This window comes from Cupriavidus necator (assembly GCF_040578825.1).
Lineage (GTDB): Bacteria > Pseudomonadota > Gammaproteobacteria > Burkholderiales > Burkholderiaceae > Cupriavidus > Cupriavidus necator_E.
On record NZ_JBEFLI010000101.1, the window covers coordinates 1 to 19507 of the forward strand.

The 19507-nt window shown below is 66.9% G+C and carries 13 protein-coding genes and 3 tRNA genes; 10 read left to right on the forward strand and 6 right to left on the reverse strand.

Annotated elements, in window-relative coordinates:
• Positions 1-223: 223 nt before the first annotated feature.
• Positions 224-310, reverse strand: a tRNA-Leu gene (locus AB1I47_RS30850).
• Between the two features lie 265 nt (positions 311-575).
• Between AB1I47_RS30850 and AB1I47_RS30855 the strand changes: the two genes are divergently transcribed.
• Positions 576-953: a VanZ family protein gene (locus AB1I47_RS30855; protein WP_354687468.1), complete on the forward strand. Its 378-nt coding sequence runs from the start codon at positions 576-578 to the stop codon at positions 951-953.
• 32 nt (positions 954-985) lie between these two features.
• Here AB1I47_RS30855 and AB1I47_RS30860 read toward each other — a convergent pair whose 3' ends face one another.
• Positions 986-1843: a 23S rRNA (adenine(2030)-N(6))-methyltransferase RlmJ gene (locus tag AB1I47_RS30860; protein ID WP_354687469.1), complete on the reverse strand. Its 858-nt coding sequence runs from the start codon at positions 1841-1843 to the stop codon at positions 986-988.
• Positions 1844-1980: 137 nt separating this feature from the next.
• Here AB1I47_RS30860 and mnmC point away from each other — a divergent pair, with 137 nt between their 5' ends.
• From mnmC to AB1I47_RS30900, 8 genes are all read left to right on the forward strand, one after another.
• The gene (gene mnmC, locus AB1I47_RS30865) at positions 1981-3954 is read left to right on the forward strand and encodes a bifunctional tRNA (5-methylaminomethyl-2-thiouridine)(34)-methyltransferase MnmC2/FAD-dependent 5-carboxymethylaminomethyl-2-thiouridine(34) oxidoreductase MnmC1 (RefSeq protein WP_354687470.1); all 1974 of its coding nucleotides are present in this window, start codon (positions 1981-1983) and stop codon (positions 3952-3954) included.
• Between the two features lie 195 nt (positions 3955-4149).
• Positions 4150-5505, forward strand: a complete 1356-nt coding sequence (gene tig, locus AB1I47_RS30870; protein ID WP_354687471.1) for a trigger factor — start codon at positions 4150-4152, stop codon at positions 5503-5505.
• A 102-nt stretch (positions 5506-5607) separates the two neighbouring features.
• A complete protein-coding gene (gene clpP / locus AB1I47_RS30875) occupies positions 5608-6258 on the forward strand; it encodes an ATP-dependent Clp endopeptidase proteolytic subunit ClpP (protein WP_022534552.1) in 651 nt (216 codons plus the stop codon).
• 267 nt (positions 6259-6525) lie between these two features.
• Positions 6526-7803, forward strand: a complete 1278-nt coding sequence (gene clpX, locus AB1I47_RS30880) for an ATP-dependent Clp protease ATP-binding subunit ClpX (RefSeq protein ID WP_354687472.1) — start codon at positions 6526-6528, stop codon at positions 7801-7803.
• Between the two features lie 254 nt (positions 7804-8057).
• On the forward strand, positions 8058-10469 hold the full coding sequence (lon, locus tag AB1I47_RS30885) for an endopeptidase La (protein ID WP_354687473.1): 2412 nt from the start codon (positions 8058-8060) through the stop codon (positions 10467-10469).
• Positions 10470-10659: 190 nt separating this feature from the next.
• A tRNA-Val gene (locus AB1I47_RS30890) sits at positions 10660-10735 on the forward strand.
• Between the two features lie 50 nt (positions 10736-10785).
• A tRNA-Asp gene (locus AB1I47_RS30895) sits at positions 10786-10862 on the forward strand.
• A gap of 139 nt (positions 10863-11001) precedes the next feature.
• A complete protein-coding gene (locus AB1I47_RS30900; RefSeq protein WP_354687474.1) occupies positions 11002-12936 on the forward strand; it encodes a SurA N-terminal domain-containing protein in 1935 nt (644 codons plus the stop codon).
• Between the two features lie 254 nt (positions 12937-13190).
• Here the strand turns inward: AB1I47_RS30900 and AB1I47_RS30905 are convergent, their stop codons facing one another.
• Positions 13191-13835, reverse strand: a complete 645-nt coding sequence (locus tag AB1I47_RS30905; protein WP_354687475.1) for an arylesterase — start codon at positions 13833-13835, stop codon at positions 13191-13193.
• Between AB1I47_RS30905 and AB1I47_RS30910 the strand changes: the two genes are divergently transcribed.
• Positions 13834-14532, forward strand: coding sequence for an ABC transporter ATP-binding protein (locus AB1I47_RS30910; RefSeq protein ID WP_354687476.1), 699 nt, complete (start codon positions 13834-13836; stop codon positions 14530-14532). The genes AB1I47_RS30905 and AB1I47_RS30910 overlap by 2 nt on opposite strands.
• A 4-nt stretch (positions 14533-14536) precedes the next feature.
• On the opposite strand, the gene pgi is transcribed toward AB1I47_RS30910, so the two are convergent.
• The 3 genes from pgi to AB1I47_RS30925 form a co-directional block, all read right to left on the reverse strand.
• The gene (pgi, locus tag AB1I47_RS30915) at positions 14537-16180 is read right to left on the reverse strand and encodes a glucose-6-phosphate isomerase (protein WP_354687477.1); all 1644 of its coding nucleotides are present in this window, start codon (positions 16178-16180) and stop codon (positions 14537-14539) included.
• Positions 16181-16526: 346 nt separating this feature from the next.
• Positions 16527-18116 (reverse strand): NAD(P)H-hydrate dehydratase, encoded by a 1590-nt coding sequence (locus AB1I47_RS30920; protein ID WP_354687478.1) that lies wholly within the window; start codon positions 18114-18116, stop codon positions 16527-16529.
• 17 nt (positions 18117-18133) lie between these two features.
• On the reverse strand, positions 18134-19438 hold the full coding sequence (locus tag AB1I47_RS30925) for a D-amino acid dehydrogenase (protein WP_354687479.1): 1305 nt from the start codon (positions 19436-19438) through the stop codon (positions 18134-18136).
• Positions 19439-19507: the final 69 nt, after the last annotated feature.

A 19507-nucleotide genomic window follows, 5' to 3' on the forward strand; every position in this document is an offset into this window, starting at 1 on the left:
GCATGGTGTGAGGGCAAATCTGGCAGGCGGCGGGGGCAGGTCAGGGCACCATCGGCGGGATGGCCGCACCACGATGACTGGATATTGCACCAATATACGGACATATCGAATATCGATACGGACGGCAGCATGATACCGCGGGCGGAAAGCGCGCGACCAGACCGTGGCGCTGGGGAAATGGCAATACGGGGGGATGTGGTCAGCCCGCCACAGGAAGGGCGGGTGGTGCGAGGGAGGGGACTCGAACCCCTACACCATTGCTGGCGTCAGGACCTAAACCTGGTGCGTCTACCAATTTCGCCACCCTCGCGGTCCTTGCGGCGCTGCCCGGGGGGCGGCCGCGATGTTCGCTGCGTGCGCCGGACAGGAAAGCAAAAAAGGCGGCTGGAACTGCCCGCCTTTCTTCTGTCCGCGGCTGCCGGCGCCGGTGTCGGGTCGACCCATGCCTGCAGCGCAACGAGCTGCGGATTGTAGCGCAAGGCGTCGCGGGAATCCAGTCCTGCCCGGATCGCATGCGGGGGATATATATTGACGGCTCACCGAAGGCGGCGCCGTGAGCGCCGCGCCCAAGTCCAATGCCACTGCTCCCTGTCCCGACCCTGACTTCCTTTCGCTGGCGCCTGCTGTTCTGGGGCTGCGCGGCGGCCGTGCTGATGCTGTCGCTGATGCCGCCGAGCCAGCCCCTGCCGACCACCGGCTGGGACAAGGCCAATCATATGCTGGCGTTCGTCGCGCTGGGGGTGCTGGGACGGCGCGCCTACGCCGGCCATGGGTGGGCGGTGCTGCTGGCGCTGGTGGCGTATGGCGGGCTGATCGAGCTGCTGCAGGGGCTGACCCCGTACCGAGAGGCCGACTGGCTCGACCTGCTGGCCGACAGCCTGGGCGTGGCGGCCGGCTGCGCGCTGGACTGGCTGGCACGCAGCCTGGCGCGGCGCGGGCACCTGGCGCCGTAGGCAAGGAGAGGGAAGGAGAGGCAAGGAGAGCTTCAGCTCTCCTCGGCTTCCAGCGTGAACTTCGCGCCGCCGTCCTGCCCGAGCAGGTCCACTAGCACCGGCATCGCCTGCTGCAGCGATTCCTTCAGTCGCCACGGCGGGTTGACGATAAACATGCCGCTGCCGTGCAGCCCGAGGCCGCCCTCGACCGGATGCCTGACCGTCAGCGCCACGTGCAGCCAGCTCTTCAGCGGCAGGCCCTTCAGTTGCACCGGCAGCTGCAGCGATTCGCGCCGCTGCACCTGCGGATACCAGACCGCGTAGACGCCGGTGGCAAAGCGCTCCAGGCCATCGCGGATGGTCTGCACGGTGCGGGCGTAGTCCTGCTTGTCTTCATACGAAGGATCGACCAGCACCAGCGCGCGCCGCGGCGGCGGCGGCAGGATCGCCTTGATGCCGCCGAAGCCGTCGCCGTCATACAGCATCACGCGGCGGCCGGCGCCGCGGAAGTTGTCGCGCAGCACCTGGATCTCGGTGCTGTGCAGCTCGAACAAGCGCAGCCGGTCCTGCTCGCGCAGCATCTGCCAGGCCAGCCACGGCGAGCCGGGGTAGTGGCGCAGGTTGCCGTCGGCGTTCAGCGCGCGAACCTGGTCCAGGTACTCGTCGAGCATCGGCGGCAGCGCGGTGCCGCTGGCGGCGGCACGCCACAGCGGCGCGATCCCGGTCTCGAACTCGGCCTTCTTCTGCGCATAGGCATGGTCCAGCGCGTAGAGGCCGGCGCCGGCGTGCGTGTCGATATACCAGAACGCCTTGTCCTTCTGCGTCAGGTGCTCGAGCAGTTGCACCACGACGGCGTGTTTGAGGACATCGGCATGGTTGCCGGCATGGAAGGCGTGACGGTAGCTGAGCATGTGGAGCGGGGCGCCTGGCGGCGCCAGTCAAGGGCAGGGCGGTGCGGTCTGCGGGAAGGTCGCTATGCTACCATCCGCCGCGAGTTGCCCCCTCCACGCCCGGGCGAATCCGCCGGGGCATTTTGCTTCCGTATCCCATGCCGCGCGCACTCGAGCCCGCCGAGCCCATCCTGTCCGCCGAAGGCACCCCGTATTCCCCGCGCTACGACGACGTCTATCACAGCACCGAAGGCGGTCTGGCGCAGGCCGCCCATGTCTTCCTCGGCCGCAACGCACTGCCGCAGGCGTGGGCGGGCCAGCGCCAGTTCGTCATCGTCGAGACCGGCTTTGGCCAGGGACTGAATTTCCTCGCCACCTGGCAGGCCTGGCGCGACGATCCGCAGCGCTGCGGCACGCTGCATTTCGTGTCGATCGAAAAGCATCCGTTCACGCGCGACGGGCTGGCGCAGTTGCATAGCGGACTGGAGAGCCTCGCACCGCTGGCGCAGACACTGCAGGCGCAATGGCCCGACGCCTTGCCGGGACTGCACCGGCTGGCTTTCGACGACGGGCGCGTGGTGCTGACGCTGGCGCTGGGCGATGTCGAGCAGATGCTGCCGCGGCTGGTGGCCGGTGCCGATGCCTTCTACCTGGATGGCTTCTCGCCGGCGCGCAATGCGGATATGTGGTCGCCGGCGGTGTTCCGCGGGCTGGCGCGGCTGGCGCGGCCGGGCGCCTCGCTGGCCACGTACACGGCCGCGGGCTTTGTGCGGCGCGGCCTGAAGGAAGTCGGCTTCGAGGTCAGCAAGGTGCCCGGCTTTGGCGGCAAGCGTGACATGACGGTGGCGCATTTCCGTCCGCAATGGAAGTCGCGCCGCCACGCGCCGCCGCTGGCAGCGCAATGGCCTGAGCGTCACGCCATCGTGATCGGCGCCGGGCTGGCCGGCTGCGCGGTGACGGAACGGCTGGCCGCGCGCGGCTGGCGCGTGACCTTGTTCGATGCCCATGAGGGGCCGGCGCGGCAGACCTCGGCGCATCGTGCGGCGGCGATGCATGCGCACCTGTCCGCCGACGACAGCCTGCTGTCGCGGCTGTCGCGCGCCGGCAACCAATATGCGCTGCGCGCCTGGGCGGCGCTGGCCAACGCCGGGCAGCCGGTGGGCTGGCACGGCTGCGGCGTGCTGCAGATCGGCGAGGACGAGGCCGAGGGCGAAGCCCAGCGCGCCGCGTTGGCGGCGATGGGCCTGCCGGAATCCTTCGTGCGCTGGATGAGCGCGGAAGAAGCGGCGTCGAGCCATGGCGCAGGCGTGCCGCGCGGCGGACTGTGGTTCCCCGCCGGCGGCTGGGTCGCGCCGCCCGACGTGTGCGCGGCGCAGCTCGCGCGGGCAGGGGACGCGGTCACGGCGCGGTATGGTTGCAGGGTCGCGTCGATCGCGCGGGTCGGCGAGCACTGGCAGGCGATCGGCGCGGACGGTGCGGTGCTGACGTCGGCGCCCGTTCTCGTGCTGGCCAGTGCGCATGAAGCGCAGCAACTGCTGCCGCCGCAGCACTGGACCATGCGGCGCGTGCGCGGCCAGCTCACCACGCTGCCCGCGGCGCAGGTCGATGCGCTTGGCACTTGGCCCGACTGCGTGGTCACCGGCGCGGGCTACCTGTTGCCGCGTGCCGATGACGGCACCGGCCGCGTCGGCTCCAGTTACGATGCCGATGAAGGCCCGCTGGTCGAACGCGCTGAAGTCCATGCGGCCAACTTGCATCGCCTGGCCGCACTGCTGCCACGGCAGGCCGGTGCGGTCGCCGGCATCCACCCAGATACGCTCACCGGCTATGTGGGCGTGCGCACGGTATCGCACAACCGGCTGCCTCTGATCGGCCAGGTGCCGGATGAGGCGACGGCGCTGGCGCAGGCCGCATCGCTGCGTGGCGCCCATCTGCGCGACTTGCCGCGCCTGCCCGGCCTGTACGCGGCCCTTGCGTATGGGTCGCGCGGCCTCACCTGGGCCGCACTGGGTGGCGAGCTGCTGGCCAGCCAGATCGAGGGTGAGCCGCTGCCGCTGGAGTCGGATCTGGCCGATGCGGTCGATCCGGCGCGCCTGCTGCTGCGCGCGCTACGCCACGGGCAGGCCGGATAGCGGTTGGGGCGTTCCAGGCCACTCAGTGGTCCGTTGCGGGCAAAAACGCCGGAAGCGAATGAAAACCGTGCGATAATCCCCGTTTTCCGTTTGCGCGGAGCTTTCCGTGCGCCGGTGCGTTCAGTGCCGGCACACGACGCGCGCAAGCAGTAGCACCTACGAACACAACTACATTTCTGGATTGGATCTACGACCATGTCGAACGTGATTGAGAACCTCGGCAAGCTGGACCGCAAGGTGACCCTGGCCATCCCCAAGGCTGAAGTCGAGAAGGAAAAGCAGGAGCGCCTGGTTCGCCTGTCGAAGACCGTGAAGATGTCGGGCTTCCGTCCGGGCAAGGTGCCGATGAAGATGGTCGAGAAGCAGTACGGCCAGCAGGTCGAGTTCGAAGTGCGCTTCGACAAGGCCGCGCGCAAGTTCTTCGATATCACCAAGGAACAGGACGTCAAGGTCGCCGGCCAGCCCAAGTTCGAGATCAAGACCGAAGGCGTGGGCGAGGACGAAGTCGCGTTCGACGCCACCTTCGAGGTGTACCCGGTAGTGACGATCGGTGACCTGTCGGCTGCCGAAGTCACCCGCACCACCACTGAAATCACCGATGCCGAAGTCGACAAGACCATCGACATCCTGCGCAAGCAGCGCGTTCATTACCACGCCCGCGGCGAAGCCGGCGAGCATGGCGACGGCGGTGCCGACGTCGCGGCGCAGAACGGCGACCGCGTGACGCTGGACTTCGTCGGCAAGATCGACGGTGAAGAGTTCGCCGGCGGCAAGGCCGAGGACTTCCCGTTCGTGCTGGGCGAAGGCCGCATGCTGCCCGAGTTCGAGCAGGCCGCGCTGGGCCTGAAGGTCGGCGAAAGCAAGACCTTCCCGCTGGCCTTCCCGGCCGACTATCACGGCAAGGAAGTCGCCGGCAAGACCGCCGAGTTCACCGTGACCATGAAGAAGATCGAGTGGGCGCACCTGCCGGAAGTCAATGAAGCCTTCGCCAAGTCGCTGGGCATCGCCGACGGCAGCGTCGACAAGATGCGCGCCGACATCCGCGAAAACCTCGAGCGCGAAGTGAAGCGCCGCACGCACGCCATGCTGAAGGACCAGGTCATGGAAGCGCTGCTGAAGGCGAGCGAGCTCGACGTGCCCAAGGCACTGATCGAGCAGGACCAGGAGCGCCTGGTCGAAATGGCCCGCCGCGACCTGGAGCAGCGTGGCATGCCCAACGCCAAGGACATGCCGATCCCGGCCGAGATGTTCGCGCAGCAGGCCGAGCGCCGCGTCAAGCTGGGCCTGATCCTGGCCGAGATCGTCAAGGCCAACGGCCTGGAAGCCAAGGCTGACCAGATCAAGGCCGAGATCGAGGACTTCGCCAAGAGCTACGAGGACCCGAAGGAAGTCATGCGCTGGTACTACGGCGACCAGCAGCGCCTGGCGGAAATGGAAGCCTACGTGCTCGAAAACAACGTGGTAAATTTCGTGTGCGACAAGGCCAAGGTCACCGAGAAGAAGGTGTCCTTCGAGGAACTCACCGCCGAAGGCAACCCGCAGCAAGCCTGAGGCCGGAAGTGATCCGCAGCCCCGCGCCACGACGCGGGGGCGGCGCAGCTTCCCGAGTTACCCGGATTGCCTTGCGATCCGACGAATCCATGGAGAACATGCATGACCCGCAATGATTTGCTTGACCGTCTCGCCACCACGCAGGCTTCGGCACTGGACACCCAGGGCCTGGGGCTGGTGCCGATGGTCGTCGAGCAGTCCGGCCGGGGCGAGCGCGCCTATGACATTTACTCGCGCCTGCTGAAGGAGCGCGTGGTGTTCATGGTGGGCGAGGTCAACGACCAGACCGCCAACCTGGTGGTGGCACAGCTGCTGTTCCTCGAGAGCGAGAACCCCGACAAGGACGTGTCGCTTTACATCAACTCGCCGGGCGGTTCCGTGTCGGCCGGGTTGGCGATCTACGACACCATGCAGTTCATCAAGCCGGACGTGTCCACGCTTTGCATGGGCATGGCGGCGAGCATGGGCGCCTTCCTGCTGGCGGCCGGCGCCAAGGGCAAGCGCTTCGCGCTGCCCAACTCGCGCATCATGATCCACCAGCCGCTGGGCGGCGCGCGCGGCCAGGCCTCGGATATCGAGATCCAGGCGCGCGAGATCCTGTACCTGCGCGAGCGGCTCAACACCATCCTGTCGGAAGTGACCGGACAGCCGGTCGAGAAGATTGCGCGCGATACCGATCGCGACAACTTCATGAGCGGCGACCAGGCGGTGGACTACGGTCTGGTCGACAAGGTCATCGCCCGCCGAGGCTGATGCCGATGGCCGCCGGGACGCGAGCCGCGGCGGCCGCCACGGTGTGCCGGACGATCCGCGTCAAGCGGGCGGCCGGGCGTCGCGGCATTGCCCCAAATGGCGAAGGCTACACCGGAACGAGGCCTCGTGCCTCGTTTTTTGCTTTTGCCCCACAGCCGGGGGGAACCGCCGGTGGTGCCAATTGTTTTGGCGTATGATCCGTTTGAAGCGTATTGCCGAGGAGCCTGTCGCCCCGCGGTGTGCGCACTGCAAAAGTGACTGATTCCTATGGCGGACAAAAAAGGTTCATCCAGCGAAAAGCTTCTCTACTGCTCCTTCTGCGGCAAGAGCCAGCATGAGGTGAAGAAGCTGATCGCGGGCCCGTCGGTGTTCATTTGCGACGAATGCATCGACCTGTGCAACGAGATCATTCGCGACGAGGCCACGGCATCCGAGAAAGACGCCGCCGCGACCGCGCGCTCCGACCTCCCCACGCCCCACGAAATCCGCGAAAGCCTGGACCAGTATGTGATCGGCCAGGAGCAGGCCAAGAAGATCCTGGCCGTCGCGGTCTACAACCACTACAAGCGCCTGAAGCACCTCGGCAAGAAGGACGATGTCGAGCTGTCCAAGAGCAACATCCTGCTGATCGGGCCGACCGGCTCGGGCAAGACGCTGCTCGCGCAGACGCTGGCGCGCCTGCTCAACGTGCCGTTCGTGATCGCCGACGCGACCACGCTGACCGAAGCCGGCTACGTGGGCGAGGATGTCGAGAACATCATCCAGAAGCTGCTGCAGAACTGCAACTACGAGGTCGAGAAGGCGCAGCGCGGCATCGTGTACATCGATGAGATCGACAAGATCTCGCGCAAGTCCGACAACCCGTCGATCACGCGCGACGTGTCGGGCGAGGGCGTGCAGCAGGCCCTGCTGAAGCTGATCGAGGGCACGATGGCCTCGGTGCCGCCGCAGGGTGGCCGCAAGCATCCGAACCAGGACTTCCTGCAGGTCGACACGACCAACATCCTGTTTATCTGCGGTGGTGCGTTCGACGGCCTGGAAAAGGTCATCATGCAGCGCTCGGACAAGACCGGCATCGGCTTTGCCGCGCAGGTCAAGAGCAAGGAAGAGCGCGACGTCAGCGAGGTGCTGCCGCAGACCGAGCCGGAAGACCTGATCAAGTTCGGCCTGATCCCCGAGCTGATTGGCCGCCTGCCGGTGGTCGCCACGCTGTCCAAGCTGGACGAGACCGCGCTGGTGCAGATCCTGGTCGAGCCCAAGAACGCACTGGTCAAGCAGTACCAGAAGCTGCTGGCGATGGAAGGGGTCGAACTGGAAATCCGTCCCGGCGCGCTGTCGGCGATTGCCCGCAAGGCGATCCGACGCAAGACCGGCGCCCGCGGCTTGCGTTCGATCCTTGAACAATCGCTGATGGACGTCATGTATGACCTGCCTAATTACAAGGGCGTGCAAAAGGTGGTGATCGATGAAAATACGATCAACGGTGATGCGCCGCCGCTGCTGATGTACGAGGAGCAGCAGCCCAAAGTGGCAGGGTCTAACTGACGCGAGGGCTGCCAGGGTGGTAAGTGATAGAGACCACACCGGCAGCTTGGCGAAAAGGCCGTTCGCGTAGAAGCGAGCGGCTTTTTTTCTTTATTTCGACCGACGAGAAGGAGAAAACGCGGGTATGCTGTTTCAGAGGGGCCTGCAAGTGCAGGGAGCGGCATCTGTCTGCCTTGTCGAATCGATTGGCATGTATCTTGTAATCGATTCGGGCGGCCCAACCTACGCCTTAATAGACTGACTTGGGGAAAATGATGTCCGGAACACAACTCCTCCCGGCCGAGCCGATTCACCTCCCACTGTTGCCGCTGCGCGACGTGGTGGTGTTTCCGCACATGGTGATCCCGCTGTTCGTGGGACGCCCGAAGTCCATCAAGGCGCTTGAGACTGCGATGGAGGCGGGCAAGAGCATCATGCTCGTGGCCCAGAAGACGGCGGCCAAAGATGAGCCGACTGCCGACGACCTGTACGAGGTCGGCTGCATCGCCAACATCCTGCAAATGCTGAAGCTGCCCGACGGTACCGTGAAGGTGCTGGTCGAGGGCACGCAGCGTGCCAATATCCGCGAGGTGAGCGAGGACGAATCGCACTTCATGTGCGAAGCCGTGCCCGTGCCCCTCGCACCTGGCGAAAGCGCCGAGACCGAGGCCCTGCGCCGCGCGATCGTGTCGCAGTTCGACCAGTACGTGAAGCTCAACAAGAAGATCCCGCCGGAGATCCTGACCTCGCTGTCGGGCATCGACGAGGCAGGCCGCCTGGCGGACACCATCGCCGCGCACCTGCCGATCAAGCTCGAGCAGAAGCAGAAGATCCTGGAGATGGTCAATGTGACCGAGCGCCTGGAAAGCCTGCTGTCGCAGCTCGAGGGCGAGATCGACATTCTCCAGGTGGAAAAGCGCATCCGTGGCCGCGTCAAGCGCCAGATGGAGAAGAGCCAGCGCGAGTACTACCTGAACGAGCAGGTCAAGGCCATCCAGAAGGAACTGGGCGAGGGCGAAGAAGGCGCCGACCTGGAAGAACTCGACAAGCGCATCAAGGCTGCGCGCATGCCGAAGGAAGCCAAGAAGAAGGCCGACGCCGAATTCAAGAAGCTCAAGCTGATGTCGCCGATGTCGGCCGAAGCCACCGTCGTGCGCAACTACATCGACACGCTGGTGAACTTGCCGTGGCGCAAGAAGAGCAAGGTCAACAATGACCTGGCCAATGCCGAGCGCGTGCTGGAAGAGGACCACTACGGTCTTGAGAAGGTCAAGGAACGTATCCTGGAATACCTTGCAGTGCAGCAGCGCGTGGACAAGCTGAAGGCGCCGATCCTGTGCCTGGTTGGCCCCCCCGGCGTGGGCAAGACTTCGCTCGGCCAGTCGGTGGCGCGCGCGACGAACCGCAAGTTCGTGCGCATGGCACTGGGTGGCGTGCGCGACGAGGCCGAGATCCGCGGCCACCGCCGTACCTACATCGGCTCGATGCCAGGCAAGATCCTGCAGAGCCTGTCCAAGGTCGGCGTGCGCAATCCGCTCTTCCTGCTCGACGAGATCGACAAGATGGGCGCGGACTTCCGCGGCGATCCGTCGTCAGCGCTGCTCGAGGTGCTGGACCCGGAACAGAACCACACGTTCCAGGACCACTACATCGAAGTGGACTTCGACCTGTCCGACGTGATGTTCGTGGCGACGTCGAACTCGCTGAACATCCCGCCGCCGCTGCTCGACCGCATGGAAGTGATCCGCCTGTCGGGTTACACCGAGGACGAGAAGGTCAATATCGCCCAGCGCTACCTGCTGCCCAAGCAGATCAAGAACAATGGTCTGAAGGCAGGCGAGATCGAGGTTGCCGAAAGCGCGATCCGCGACATCATCCGCTATTACACGCGTGAAGCGGGTGTGCGTTCGCTGGAACGCGAGGTGTCCAAGATCGCCCGCAAGGTGGTCAAGCTGCTGCTGCTGAAGAAGGAGGCGGGCACGATCAAGGTCGATTCCGAGAACCTGGACAAATTCCTGGGCGTGCGCAAGTACGACTTCGGCCTGGCCGGCAAGGAAAACCAGGTGGGCCAGGTGACCGGGCTGGCGTGGACCGAGGTGGGCGGCGACCTGCTGACCATCGAGGCCGCGATCATGCCGGGCAAGGGCAACATCACGCGCACCGGCTCGCTGGGCGATGTGATGAAGGAGTCGGTCGAGGCCGCACGTTCGGTGGTGCGTTCGCGGGCACGCCGCCTGGGCATTACGGATGAGATGTTCGAGAAGCGCGACATCCATATCCACGTGCCTGAAGGCGCCACGCCCAAGGACGGTCCGTCGGCAGGCGGTGCCATGACCACGGCGCTGGTGTCGGTGCTGACCGGCATCCCGGTGCGCGCGGATGTGGCCATGACCGGCGAGATCACGCTGCGCGGCGAGGTGCTGCCGATCGGCGGCCTGAAGGAAAAGCTGCTGGCGGCCCACCGGGGCGGCATCAAGCTGGTGCTGATCCCGGAGGAAAACGTCAAGGATCTGGCCGAGATCCCCGACAACGTGAAGAACGCCATCGAGATCGTGCCGGTCCGCTGGATCGACAAGGTGCTGGAACTGGCGCTCGAGCGCAAGCCCGAGGCGTTGCCGGAGGAAGATGCCAAGCCCTCCGAAGTGGCGGACAAGGCCACGGCCAAGGTCGAGCGTCTGCATCACTGACGCCGGCTCAGCCGCATGAAGAAAACGCCGCAGGGCAGCGATGCCCGGCGGCGTTTTTTTGTATGCACAGGCCTTGGCAAACCGAAATCACCTGTATTACACTTGCGCCCTCGCAACGCAAACCACGGCATCTGCCGCGAGGTGTGGAGCGACAAGCAAGTTGCAGGCGGCCAGCCTGCGATGGTCGAGCGGGTGCTTAGCTCAGTTGGTAGAGCGGCGCCCTTACAAGGCGTAGGTCGGGGGTTCGAGCCCCTCAGCACCCACCACTGCTCCCCATCGCAAGCGCGGCACAACGCTGGCAGCAAGCGCCGACACAGGAGTGGTAGTTCAGTCGGTTAGAATACCGGCCTGTCACGCCGGGGGTCGCGGGTTCGAGTCCCGTCCACTCCGCCAAGTTTTAAAGAACGCCCGCGTCAGCGGGCGTTTTCATTTGCCCGGCATGTTCCCCGGCCTGCACAAAGGGTGCGCCCGCACCGGCTCCTGCTAGAATCGTGGAGTTTGTCTTTCGTGCCAATCCACTACCCGAATCCGCATGCTTGATTTCGTACGCAACAACCGGCGCCTGATGCTTTTGCTGCTGCTGGTGCTAGTTTTCCCGTCGTTCGTGTTCTTCGGCGTGGAGAGCTACTCGCGCTTCATGGACAGCTCGCACGATGCCGCCAAGGTCGATGGCCGCGCCATCAGCGTGCAGGAAATCGACAACGTGGTCCGCGACCAGAGCGAGCGCGCGCGCCAGATCCTGGGCGCCAGCTACGACGCACGCCAGTTCGAGGGTCCTGAAGCACGCAAGGCCGTGCTCGATCAACTGATCCTGCAGCGCGTGATGGCCAGTGCGGTGCAGCGCGAGCACCTGACCGTGTCGGACGCCAAGCTGCTTGAAGAGATCAACAGCCTGCCGGCGATCGCGCAGCTTCCGCGCAAGGCGGACGGCAAGGTCGACGACAAGGCCTACCTGCAGCTGCTGCAGTCGCAGGGCATGACGCCGGAGCAGTTCGATGCCCGCATGCGCTTCGAGCTGGCCACGCAGCAACTGGGCGCTTCGGTCGCCGCGACCGCGTTCGTGCCCAAGTCGCTGCTGGATCGCCTGATCGCCGTGCGTGACCAGCAGCGCGACGTGCAGGTGCTGCTGATCAAGCCGGCCAGCTACACCGCCAAGGTGCAGCCCGATGCCGCCGCGCTGAAAGGCTACTACGACAGCCACAAGGCGGAATTCTCGGTGCCGGAGCAGGCCAGGGTGGAATACCTGGTGTTGTCGGGCGAAGCACTGGCCGCGGCGCAGACGGTCACGCCGGAAGAGCTGAAGTCGTACTACGAAAGCAATATCGCGCGCTTTCGCACCGATGAGCAGCGCCGCGCCAGCCATATCCTGATCGTGTCGCCGAAGGACGCGCCGGCCGCTGAACGCCAGGCCGCCAAGGACAAGGCTGCCAAGCTGCTGGAAGAAGTGCGCAAGCATCCGGAGACCTTTGCCGACGTGGCGAAGAAGCAGTCGCAGGATCCGGGCTCGGCAGAGAAGGGCGGCGACCTCGGCTTCATGGGCCGCGGTGCGCTGGTCAAGCCGTTCGAGGACGCGATGTACGCGCTCAAGGATGGCCAGATCAGCGACGTGGTGGAAACCGACTATGGCTACCACATCATCAAGCTGACCGGCATCAAGGCGTCGGAAACCCGACCGCTCGAGGCCGTGCACACCGAGCTGGAAGCCGAACTGCGCAAGCAGCTCGCCGACAAGAAGTTTGCCGAGCAGGCCGATGCCTTTGGCAACACCGTCTACGAACAGGCCGACAGCCTCAAGACCGCCGCCGACAAGTTCAAGCTGACCATCCAGACCGCCGACAACGTGACGCGCCAGCCGAACCCGGCGCTGGGCGCGCAGAACCCGCTCAATAACGAGAAGGTGCTGAAGGCACTGTTCAGCGACGAGTCGATCCAGAAGAAGCGCAATACCGAAGCCGTCCAGGTCGCGCCCAATACGCTGGTGGCCGCCCGCATCGTCGAATACCGTCCGTCGGCCGTGCGCAAGTACGAGGAAGTCGAGGCCAAGGTGCGTGAAGGCTATATCGCCCAGCAGGCCGCCGAACTGGCGCGCAAGGATGGCGAAGCGCGGCTCGAGGCGCTGAAGAAGGCCGACAGCGCCGCCGGGTTCGGCGCGGTGCAGACCGTGTCGCGCGCCAAGGCCGAAGGCGTCCCGCCCAAGGCCGTGGAAGCGGTGATGCGTGCCGATGCTGCCAAGCTGCCGGCGGTGGTCGGTGTGGACCTGGGTGCAGAGGGCTATGCGATCTACCGCATCACCAAGGTGAGCCAGCCGGCGCAGGCCAACCCGGCGCAACGCCAGGCCGAGGCCCAGCAGCTTTCGCAGCTCGCCGGACAGACTGACCTGCAGGCGTTCTATGAAAGCCTGAAGACGCGGTCGAAGGTGAAGATGCTGACGCCGGTGGGGACTTCGCAGGGGCAGGGGGCGGAGTAAGCCCATACGCTGCCTGCACGCAAACTGCTTGCGGCGGTTTGCTCCCCTCTCCCGCTTGCGGGAGAGGGGCTGGGGGAGAGGGCAGGCGTTTCAAAGGCCGAGGGTGGTGGATTAAAACCGTTGGCCCCGCTTGATGTGGTTCCTTGCTAGCCCACCCCTCTCCCCTGAGGGGAGAGGGAGAACACCTTGCTCAGGCTAGTTCGGGCGGCGTTGGAGCACCCAAAACCGTTGGCTTCGCTTCGGTTGTCAGGCACCTATTTGCCACGCTTCAACATCGGCTTAAGCTGCGGCCACACCGTCTCAAGCAGCGCCGGCTGCGCCGCCGCGGTCGGGTGGATGCGGTCCGGCTGGAACCAGTCCTGCCGCGTGATCACCTGATCCAGGAAGAACGGCACCAGCCGCACCTTGTACTCGCTGGCCAGCTTCGGATACAGCGACACGAACTTTTCGGTGTAATCCTGGCCATAGTTGGGCGGGATGCGCATGCCGATCAGCAGCACGCCGGCGCCGGCCTTCTGCGCGGTGGTGACGATATTGCGCAGGTTGGCTTCGGTGGCCTGCAGCGACAGGCCGCGCAGCGCGTCGTTGGCGCCAAGCTCCACCACGACGATGGCGGGGCGGTGCCGCGACAGCAGCTCCGGCAGCCGGGTCTTGCCGCCGACGGTGGTCTCGCCGCTGATGCTGGCATTGACGACGCTATAATCGAAGCGCTCCTGCCGCAGCCGGTCTTGCAGGAGCGTGACCCAGCCCGCGCCGCGCGCGATGCCGTACTCGGCGGACAGGCTGTCGCCCAGCACCAGCAGCGCCGGCGCGGCGGCCCGTGCCGCCCCCGACATCGTCAGTGCCATGCAGCCTGCCAGCAGCAGCCTGCGCCATTTGCCTCGGATCCCTATATCCATGTCCTCTTCCATTCTTGCCGTCGAGTCTCTCGGAAAGACCGTTGCCGACACGACAGGTTCGCTGACGATTTTGCACGACGTGACCTTTTCCGTCACGCCGGGCGAAACGCTTGCCATCGTGGGGGCATCCGGGTCCGGCAAGTCGACGCTGCTGGGCCTGCTGGCCGGCCTGGACCTGCCCAGCGCGGGCACCGTGCACCTGCAGGGCCAGGACCTGTTCGCGCTCGACGAAGACCAACGCGCCGCGCTGCGCGGCCGCCATGTCGGCTTTGTGTTCCAGTCGTTCCAGCTCGTTGGCCACCTGACCGCGCTGGAAAACGTGATGCTGCCGCTGGAGCTGCGCGGCGAAACCTCGCAGGTGCGCGAACGCGCGGTGGATATGCTGCAGCGCGTGGGCCTGGGCGCGCGGCTGGGGCACTACCCGCGCACGCTGTCCGGCGGCGAGCAGCAGCGCGTGGCGCTGGCGCGCGCCTTCGTGGCGCGCCCGGACATCCTGTTTGCCGATGAGCCCACCGGCAGCCTCGATACCGCCACCGGCGAAGCGGTGATCGCGCTGATGTTCGAGCTGAACCGCGATGCCGGCTCAACGCTGGTGCTGGTCACGCACGACCGCTCGGTGGCGGCGCGCTGTGCCCGCATCCTGACCATCGACGCCGGCCGTGTGGCCAGCGACGAATGGATGGGCGCGGAAGTCTGACCGACTAACTCGCGGCGCCGGCCTTCAGCACCGCGCGGGCGCGCGCGATCAGTGCGGTGGTCGATGCATCGTGCTGGCCGGCGGCGTCGCCGGCCAGTTCGGCCTCGATCGGCCGGGCCAGGATCTTGCCCAGCTCCACGCCCCACTGGTCGAACGAATTGATCTTCCAGACCACGCCCTGCACGAAGGTACGGTGCTCGTACAGCGCGATCAGCGCGCCCAGCACGTGCGGCGTCAGGTCCTCCATCAGCAGCGTGTTGCTGGGGCGGTTGCCATCGAACACCATATGCGCGATGCGCACCTCGTCGGTGAGCCCGGCGGCGCGCAGCTCATCGGCACTGCGCCCGCGCATCAGTGCCTCGGCCTGCGCGAAGCAGTTGGCCAGCAGCTTGGCGTGATGGCCCGGCAGCCGGCGCGGCGGCACCAGCGGCGCGACGAAATCCACCGGCACCACCAGCGAGCCCTGGTGGATCTGCTGGAAGTAGGCGTGCTGGCCGTTGGTGCCCGCCGTGCCCCACACCACCGGCGAGGTATGCGTGCGCACGCGCTGGCCGTCGAGCTGCACCGACTTGCCGTTGCTTTCCATCTCCAGCTGCTGCAGGAACGCCGGGAACAACTCCAGCGAAGTGGAGTAGGGCGCCATGCAGCTCGTTGGCAGGTGCCAGAAGTTGCGGTACCAGATACCCAGCATGCCCAGGATCACCGGCATATTGCGTTCCAGCGGCGCGGTGCGGAAATGCTCGTCCATCGCGCGCGCGCCCGCGAGCAGGTCGGCAAAGGCGTTGAAGCCCACCGCCAGCGTGATCGACAGCCCGACCGACGACCATAGCGAAAAGCGCCCGCCGATCCAGTCCCAGAACTCGAACATATTGGCCGGGTCGATGCCGAACTCGCGCACCGCGTCGGTATTGGTCGAGACCGCGACGAAGTGCTTGGCGAGGTCGCCTTCGGCCACGCCGTTGGCAACGAACCACGCGCGCGCGCTGCGCGCATTGGCCATGGTCTCCAGCGTGGTGAAGGTCTTGGAGCAGACGATCACCAGCGTGCGCTGCGGGTCGAGCCGCACCAGCGTCTCGGCAAGGTCAGTGCCGTCGACGTTGGAGACGAAATGCATGCGCGGGCCATGATGGCCATCGGCATCGGCCAGATGCGACAACGCACGGCACACCATGCGCGGACCGAGGTCGGAGCCGCCAATGCCGATATTGATGACATCGGTGATGCGCTCGCCGGTCGCGCCCTTCCAGGCGCCGCTGCGCACGCGTTCCGAGAAGTCGCGCATGCGCGCCAGCACCTTCTGGATGGCTGGCATGACCTGCTCGCCGTCGACCTTGTAGCCGGCGCCGGCGGTGGCGCGCAGCGCCACATGCAGCGCCGCGCGGTCCTCGGTGGTGTTGATATGTTCGCCGGCGAACATCGCGTCGCGCCGCCGGGGCACGCCGGCTTCGGCGGCGAGCTGCACCAGCAGCCGCATGGTCTCCGGCGTGATGCGGTTCTTCGAATAATCGAGATAGAGGCCGGCGGCTTCCAGAGAGAATTGCGAGACGCGTTGCGCGCCTTCGCCGTCGAACCACTCGCGCATCTGTGCATCGCGAATGGTGTCATGGTGCCGCAACAGGGCGTTCCAGGCTTGAAGGTCGGTAGGCATGCGGGACAAGGAAGTTGCAGGGCGCGAGCCGCGTCGCAGTCTCGCAAGTATATCGTCAGCGATACAGGCAGCCGGCGTGCGGGCGCCGCCATATCGTTACCACTTGCAACATAGCAGGCCGCGTGCCAGCCAAGTATCGGACATTGTCTGACGGCGCCAGGCACTCAGCCGGCTGGCAACACACCGCGCAGCACCGGCTCGCCGCCGGCGACGCAGGCCACCCAGTCAGATGATGCCGATGCCACCTGCGGTGGTCCATTTCGGCAACTGGCCGAATGCCAGGTACCCGATCAGCGTGGCCGCTGCTGAGGACCCATTGGCCAATGACCAGCTGCACGCCCGCGCGTCATGCGCCGGCCCCGGACAGCAAGCGGTTGAAGACCGATCGCGCCGGCGCATACAGCTCGCTCGCCGTGACGCCTGCCGGCCCGATGCCTTGCGCCACCAGTTCGTCGGCGGCACGGCCGTGGATCCACACCGCCGCTTGCGCCGCGGCCAGCGGGGGCATGCCTTGCGCCAGCAGCGCGCCCAGCATGCCGGCCAGCACGTCGCCGGTACCGGCGCTGGCCAGTGCCGCGTTGCCGGTCGGGTTCACCATGCAGGCGCCGCCGTCGGGTGCCGCGATCACGGTGCCCGATCCCTTCAGCACCACCACGGCCTGCCACTGCGCCGCCAGTGCGGCGGCGACACCAAGGCGGTCTTGCTGCACCTCCGCGACGGGTGCGCCGATCAGCCGCGCGGCCTCCAAAGGATGCGGCGTCATCACGCAGCGCACGCCGCTGGCGGCCAGTGCGCCCGCCAGCGCGGGGTCGGCGGCCAGCAGGTTCAGCGCATCGGCATCCAGCACCAGCGGCAACGGCGCCGCCAGCAGCAGCCGCGCGAAATGGCGCTGGGCGGTGGCGTCGGTGCCCATGCCGGGCCCGATCACCAGCGCCGTCATCGACGACAGCGGCAGGCTGTCGAGCGGATGCAGCATCAGTTCGGGATGCACGGGGTCGATCAGCGGTGCCGGCTGCGCCAGAAAGCCGATATGCACCTTGCCCGCGCCCAGGAGCTGCGCCGCGCGCGCGCCCAGCAGCGGCGCCCCGGTCATGCCGAGATTGCCGCCAATGAGCGCCAGCGAGCCATGCGCGCCCTTGTTGCTGGCATGGCGGCGCCGCGGCAGCGCCGCACCGAACAAGGCCGGGCTGTTGGCCAGCGCAGCCGGCGCTTCGGCCGGGGGATAGTCGAGGCCAACCGGGGCGATATCGACCGGGCCGGCGCAATCGCGCCCGTCCAGCGTCAGCAGGCCGGGCTTGGCGGCGATAAAGGTCAGCGTCCGGTCCGCACGGATGGCTGGCTCACCGGCGCCGGTGTCGGCAAACAGGCCGCTGGGGATATCCATGGCAAACACCGGCAGCGCGCTGCGGTTGACCTGCTCGATCCACCACGCCATGGCGCCGGTGGCCGGCCGGTTCAGGCCGATGCCGAGCAGGCCGTCGACGATTGCGGCGGTGTCCGCCGGCCATGCAACGTCATGCGAGGTGTCCATGGTCGTCACCACGCGCACCGGCACGCCGGCTGCCTGGGCCTGCTGCCAGGCGGTCGTGGCATCGGCGGGCAAGCGGTCAGGATCGGCGAGCAGCCATACCTGCACCACGCGGCCGGCGCCGTGCAGTTGCGTGGCCGCCACCACCGCGTCGCCGCCGTTGTTGCCGGGGCCCGCCAGAAACAGCAGCGGACCGTCCGGTGCATGGTGCGCCAGCCAGCGTGCGGCCGTGCCGCCTGCGCGCGCCATCAGCGTGAACGAGGGCAGTCGCGCGAACGCGGCGTTCTCGATGTGACGGATGCCGGGGCAGTCGTAGAGGGGAACGGGCGTGGGCGACGCGGCGTCCAGGGCAAACCAGCCGTCGTCAGGGTCTTGCGGCGCGGTGGCGGAGGGGTCAGGGTGATTCATGGCTGGCCTGTCGGGCGTTATCGGGCGGGCCCGAGTCCGTAGCGGTCCGGCAGCAGGCCTTCCATGTCGATGTCGGGCCCGGCCGGTGCACTGGTAGCGGCACTCGCCGCAATCTGGTCAGCCACAATCTTGCCCGATCCGCAGCTCATCGCCCAGCCCGTCGAGCCATGGCCCAGGTTGAGGAACAGGCCGGGCACGGCGGTGGGACCGATCAGCGGCGGGCCGTCCGGCAGCATCGGCCGCGCGCCGGCCCATTGGGTGGCTTCCTGGTAGTTGCCGGCGACCGGGAACCAGTCGCGGGCAACCTTGATCAGCGTGCGCAACGCAGCGGGGCGCAGGTCAAGCCTGCGCGAGCCCAGCTCGGCGGTGCCCGCCACGCGCATGCGGTTACCCAGGCGCGTAATCGCGATCTTGTACGACTCGTCCATCAGCGCGCCCAGCGGCGCCTGCAGTTCGTCGCGGATCATCACCGTGACGGAGTAGCCCTTGACCGGATACAGCGGCACGCGCAGGCCCAGCGGGCGCAGCAACGCGGTGCTGTCGGCGCCGGCGGCAACCAGTACCCGATCCGCGCTCAACACCGGGGCGGCGCCATGGCTGGCGTCAGGCGCAAGTTCCACCTGCAGCTTGCCCGCCTGGTCAGGGCGGATCCGGGTCACCTGCGTATCGAAGCGGAACGATACTCCCGCCGCTTCGGCATGCCGGTGCAGCGCGCGCACGAACATCGGGCAGTTGCCGGACTCGTCTTCAGGAAGATGCAGCCCGCCGGCCAGCGGCGTGTCGGCGGCCAGGCCCGGCTCGATGCGGCGGCATTCCTGCGCGCTGACCAACTGGTGCGGGACATTGTTCTCGCGCAGCAGCGCCACGGCCGGCGCGGCCAGGTCGAGGTCGCGCGCGGTGCGGAACAGCTGCAGGTAGCCCTGCGACTGCTCGTAGTCGATCTCCAGCTCGCTGCGCAGCCGGTGCAGGCAGGCGCGGCTGTAGAACGCCAGCCGCTGCATGCGCATCTTGTTGGCGCGGTAACGCTCCAGCTTGCATTCGCGCAGCCAGCGCGCGATCCAGCGCCACATGGCGGGATCGGCGCAAGGACGAAACACCACTGGCGCCTCGCGCGCGAACAGCGTGCGCAGCACCTTGCCGGGCATGCCCGGCGCGGCCCACGGCGTGACGTAGCCGGGCGCGATCATGCCGGCGTTGCCAAAGCTGGTTTCCTGCGCGGGCGCGCCACGGCGCTCCAGCACGGTCACGTCGAAACCGGCCTGCCGCAGGTACCAGGCGGAACAGACGCCGATCGCGCCGGCGCCGATGACGATCACATGCATCTGGCGGGTTGCCTCCACGTTGGCGCCGCGCCGGCGGTGGGAGGGCGGGGGCGGCGCCAACGTGGAGGC

What these genes read in the sequence shown, in the direction of transcription:
- AB1I47_RS30900 (WP_354687474.1), top strand. Translation starts at nt 11,002, where the DNA reads ATGCTTGATTTCGTACGCAACAACCGGCGCCTGATGCTTTTGCTGCTG.
- AB1I47_RS30855 (WP_354687468.1), top strand. Translation starts at nt 576, where the DNA reads ATGCCACTGCTCCCTGTCCCGACCCTGACTTCCTTTCGCTGGCGCCTG.
- pgi (WP_354687477.1), bottom strand. Translation starts at nt 16,180, where the DNA reads ATGCCTACCGACCTTCAAGCCTGGAACGCCCTGTTGCGGCACCATGAC.
- lon (WP_354687473.1), top strand. Translation starts at nt 8,058, where the DNA reads ATGTCCGGAACACAACTCCTCCCGGCCGAGCCGATTCACCTCCCACTG.
- clpX (WP_354687472.1), top strand. Translation starts at nt 6,526, where the DNA reads ATGGCGGACAAAAAAGGTTCATCCAGCGAAAAGCTTCTCTACTGCTCC.
- AB1I47_RS30910 (WP_354687476.1), top strand. Translation starts at nt 13,834, where the DNA reads ATGTCCTCTTCCATTCTTGCCGTCGAGTCTCTCGGAAAGACCGTTGCC.
- tig (WP_354687471.1), top strand. Translation starts at nt 4,150, where the DNA reads ATGTCGAACGTGATTGAGAACCTCGGCAAGCTGGACCGCAAGGTGACC.
- AB1I47_RS30905 (WP_354687475.1), bottom strand. Translation starts at nt 13,835, where the DNA reads ATGGATATAGGGATCCGAGGCAAATGGCGCAGGCTGCTGCTGGCAGGC.
- mnmC (WP_354687470.1), top strand. Translation starts at nt 1,981, where the DNA reads ATGCCGCGCGCACTCGAGCCCGCCGAGCCCATCCTGTCCGCCGAAGGC.
- clpP (WP_022534552.1), top strand. Translation starts at nt 5,608, where the DNA reads ATGACCCGCAATGATTTGCTTGACCGTCTCGCCACCACGCAGGCTTCG.
- AB1I47_RS30920 (WP_354687478.1), bottom strand. Translation starts at nt 18,116, where the DNA reads ATGAATCACCCTGACCCCTCCGCCACCGCGCCGCAAGACCCTGACGAC.
- AB1I47_RS30925 (WP_354687479.1), bottom strand. Translation starts at nt 19,438, where the DNA reads ATGCATGTGATCGTCATCGGCGCCGGCGCGATCGGCGTCTGTTCCGCC.
- AB1I47_RS30860 (WP_354687469.1), bottom strand. Translation starts at nt 1,843, where the DNA reads ATGCTCAGCTACCGTCACGCCTTCCATGCCGGCAACCATGCCGATGTC.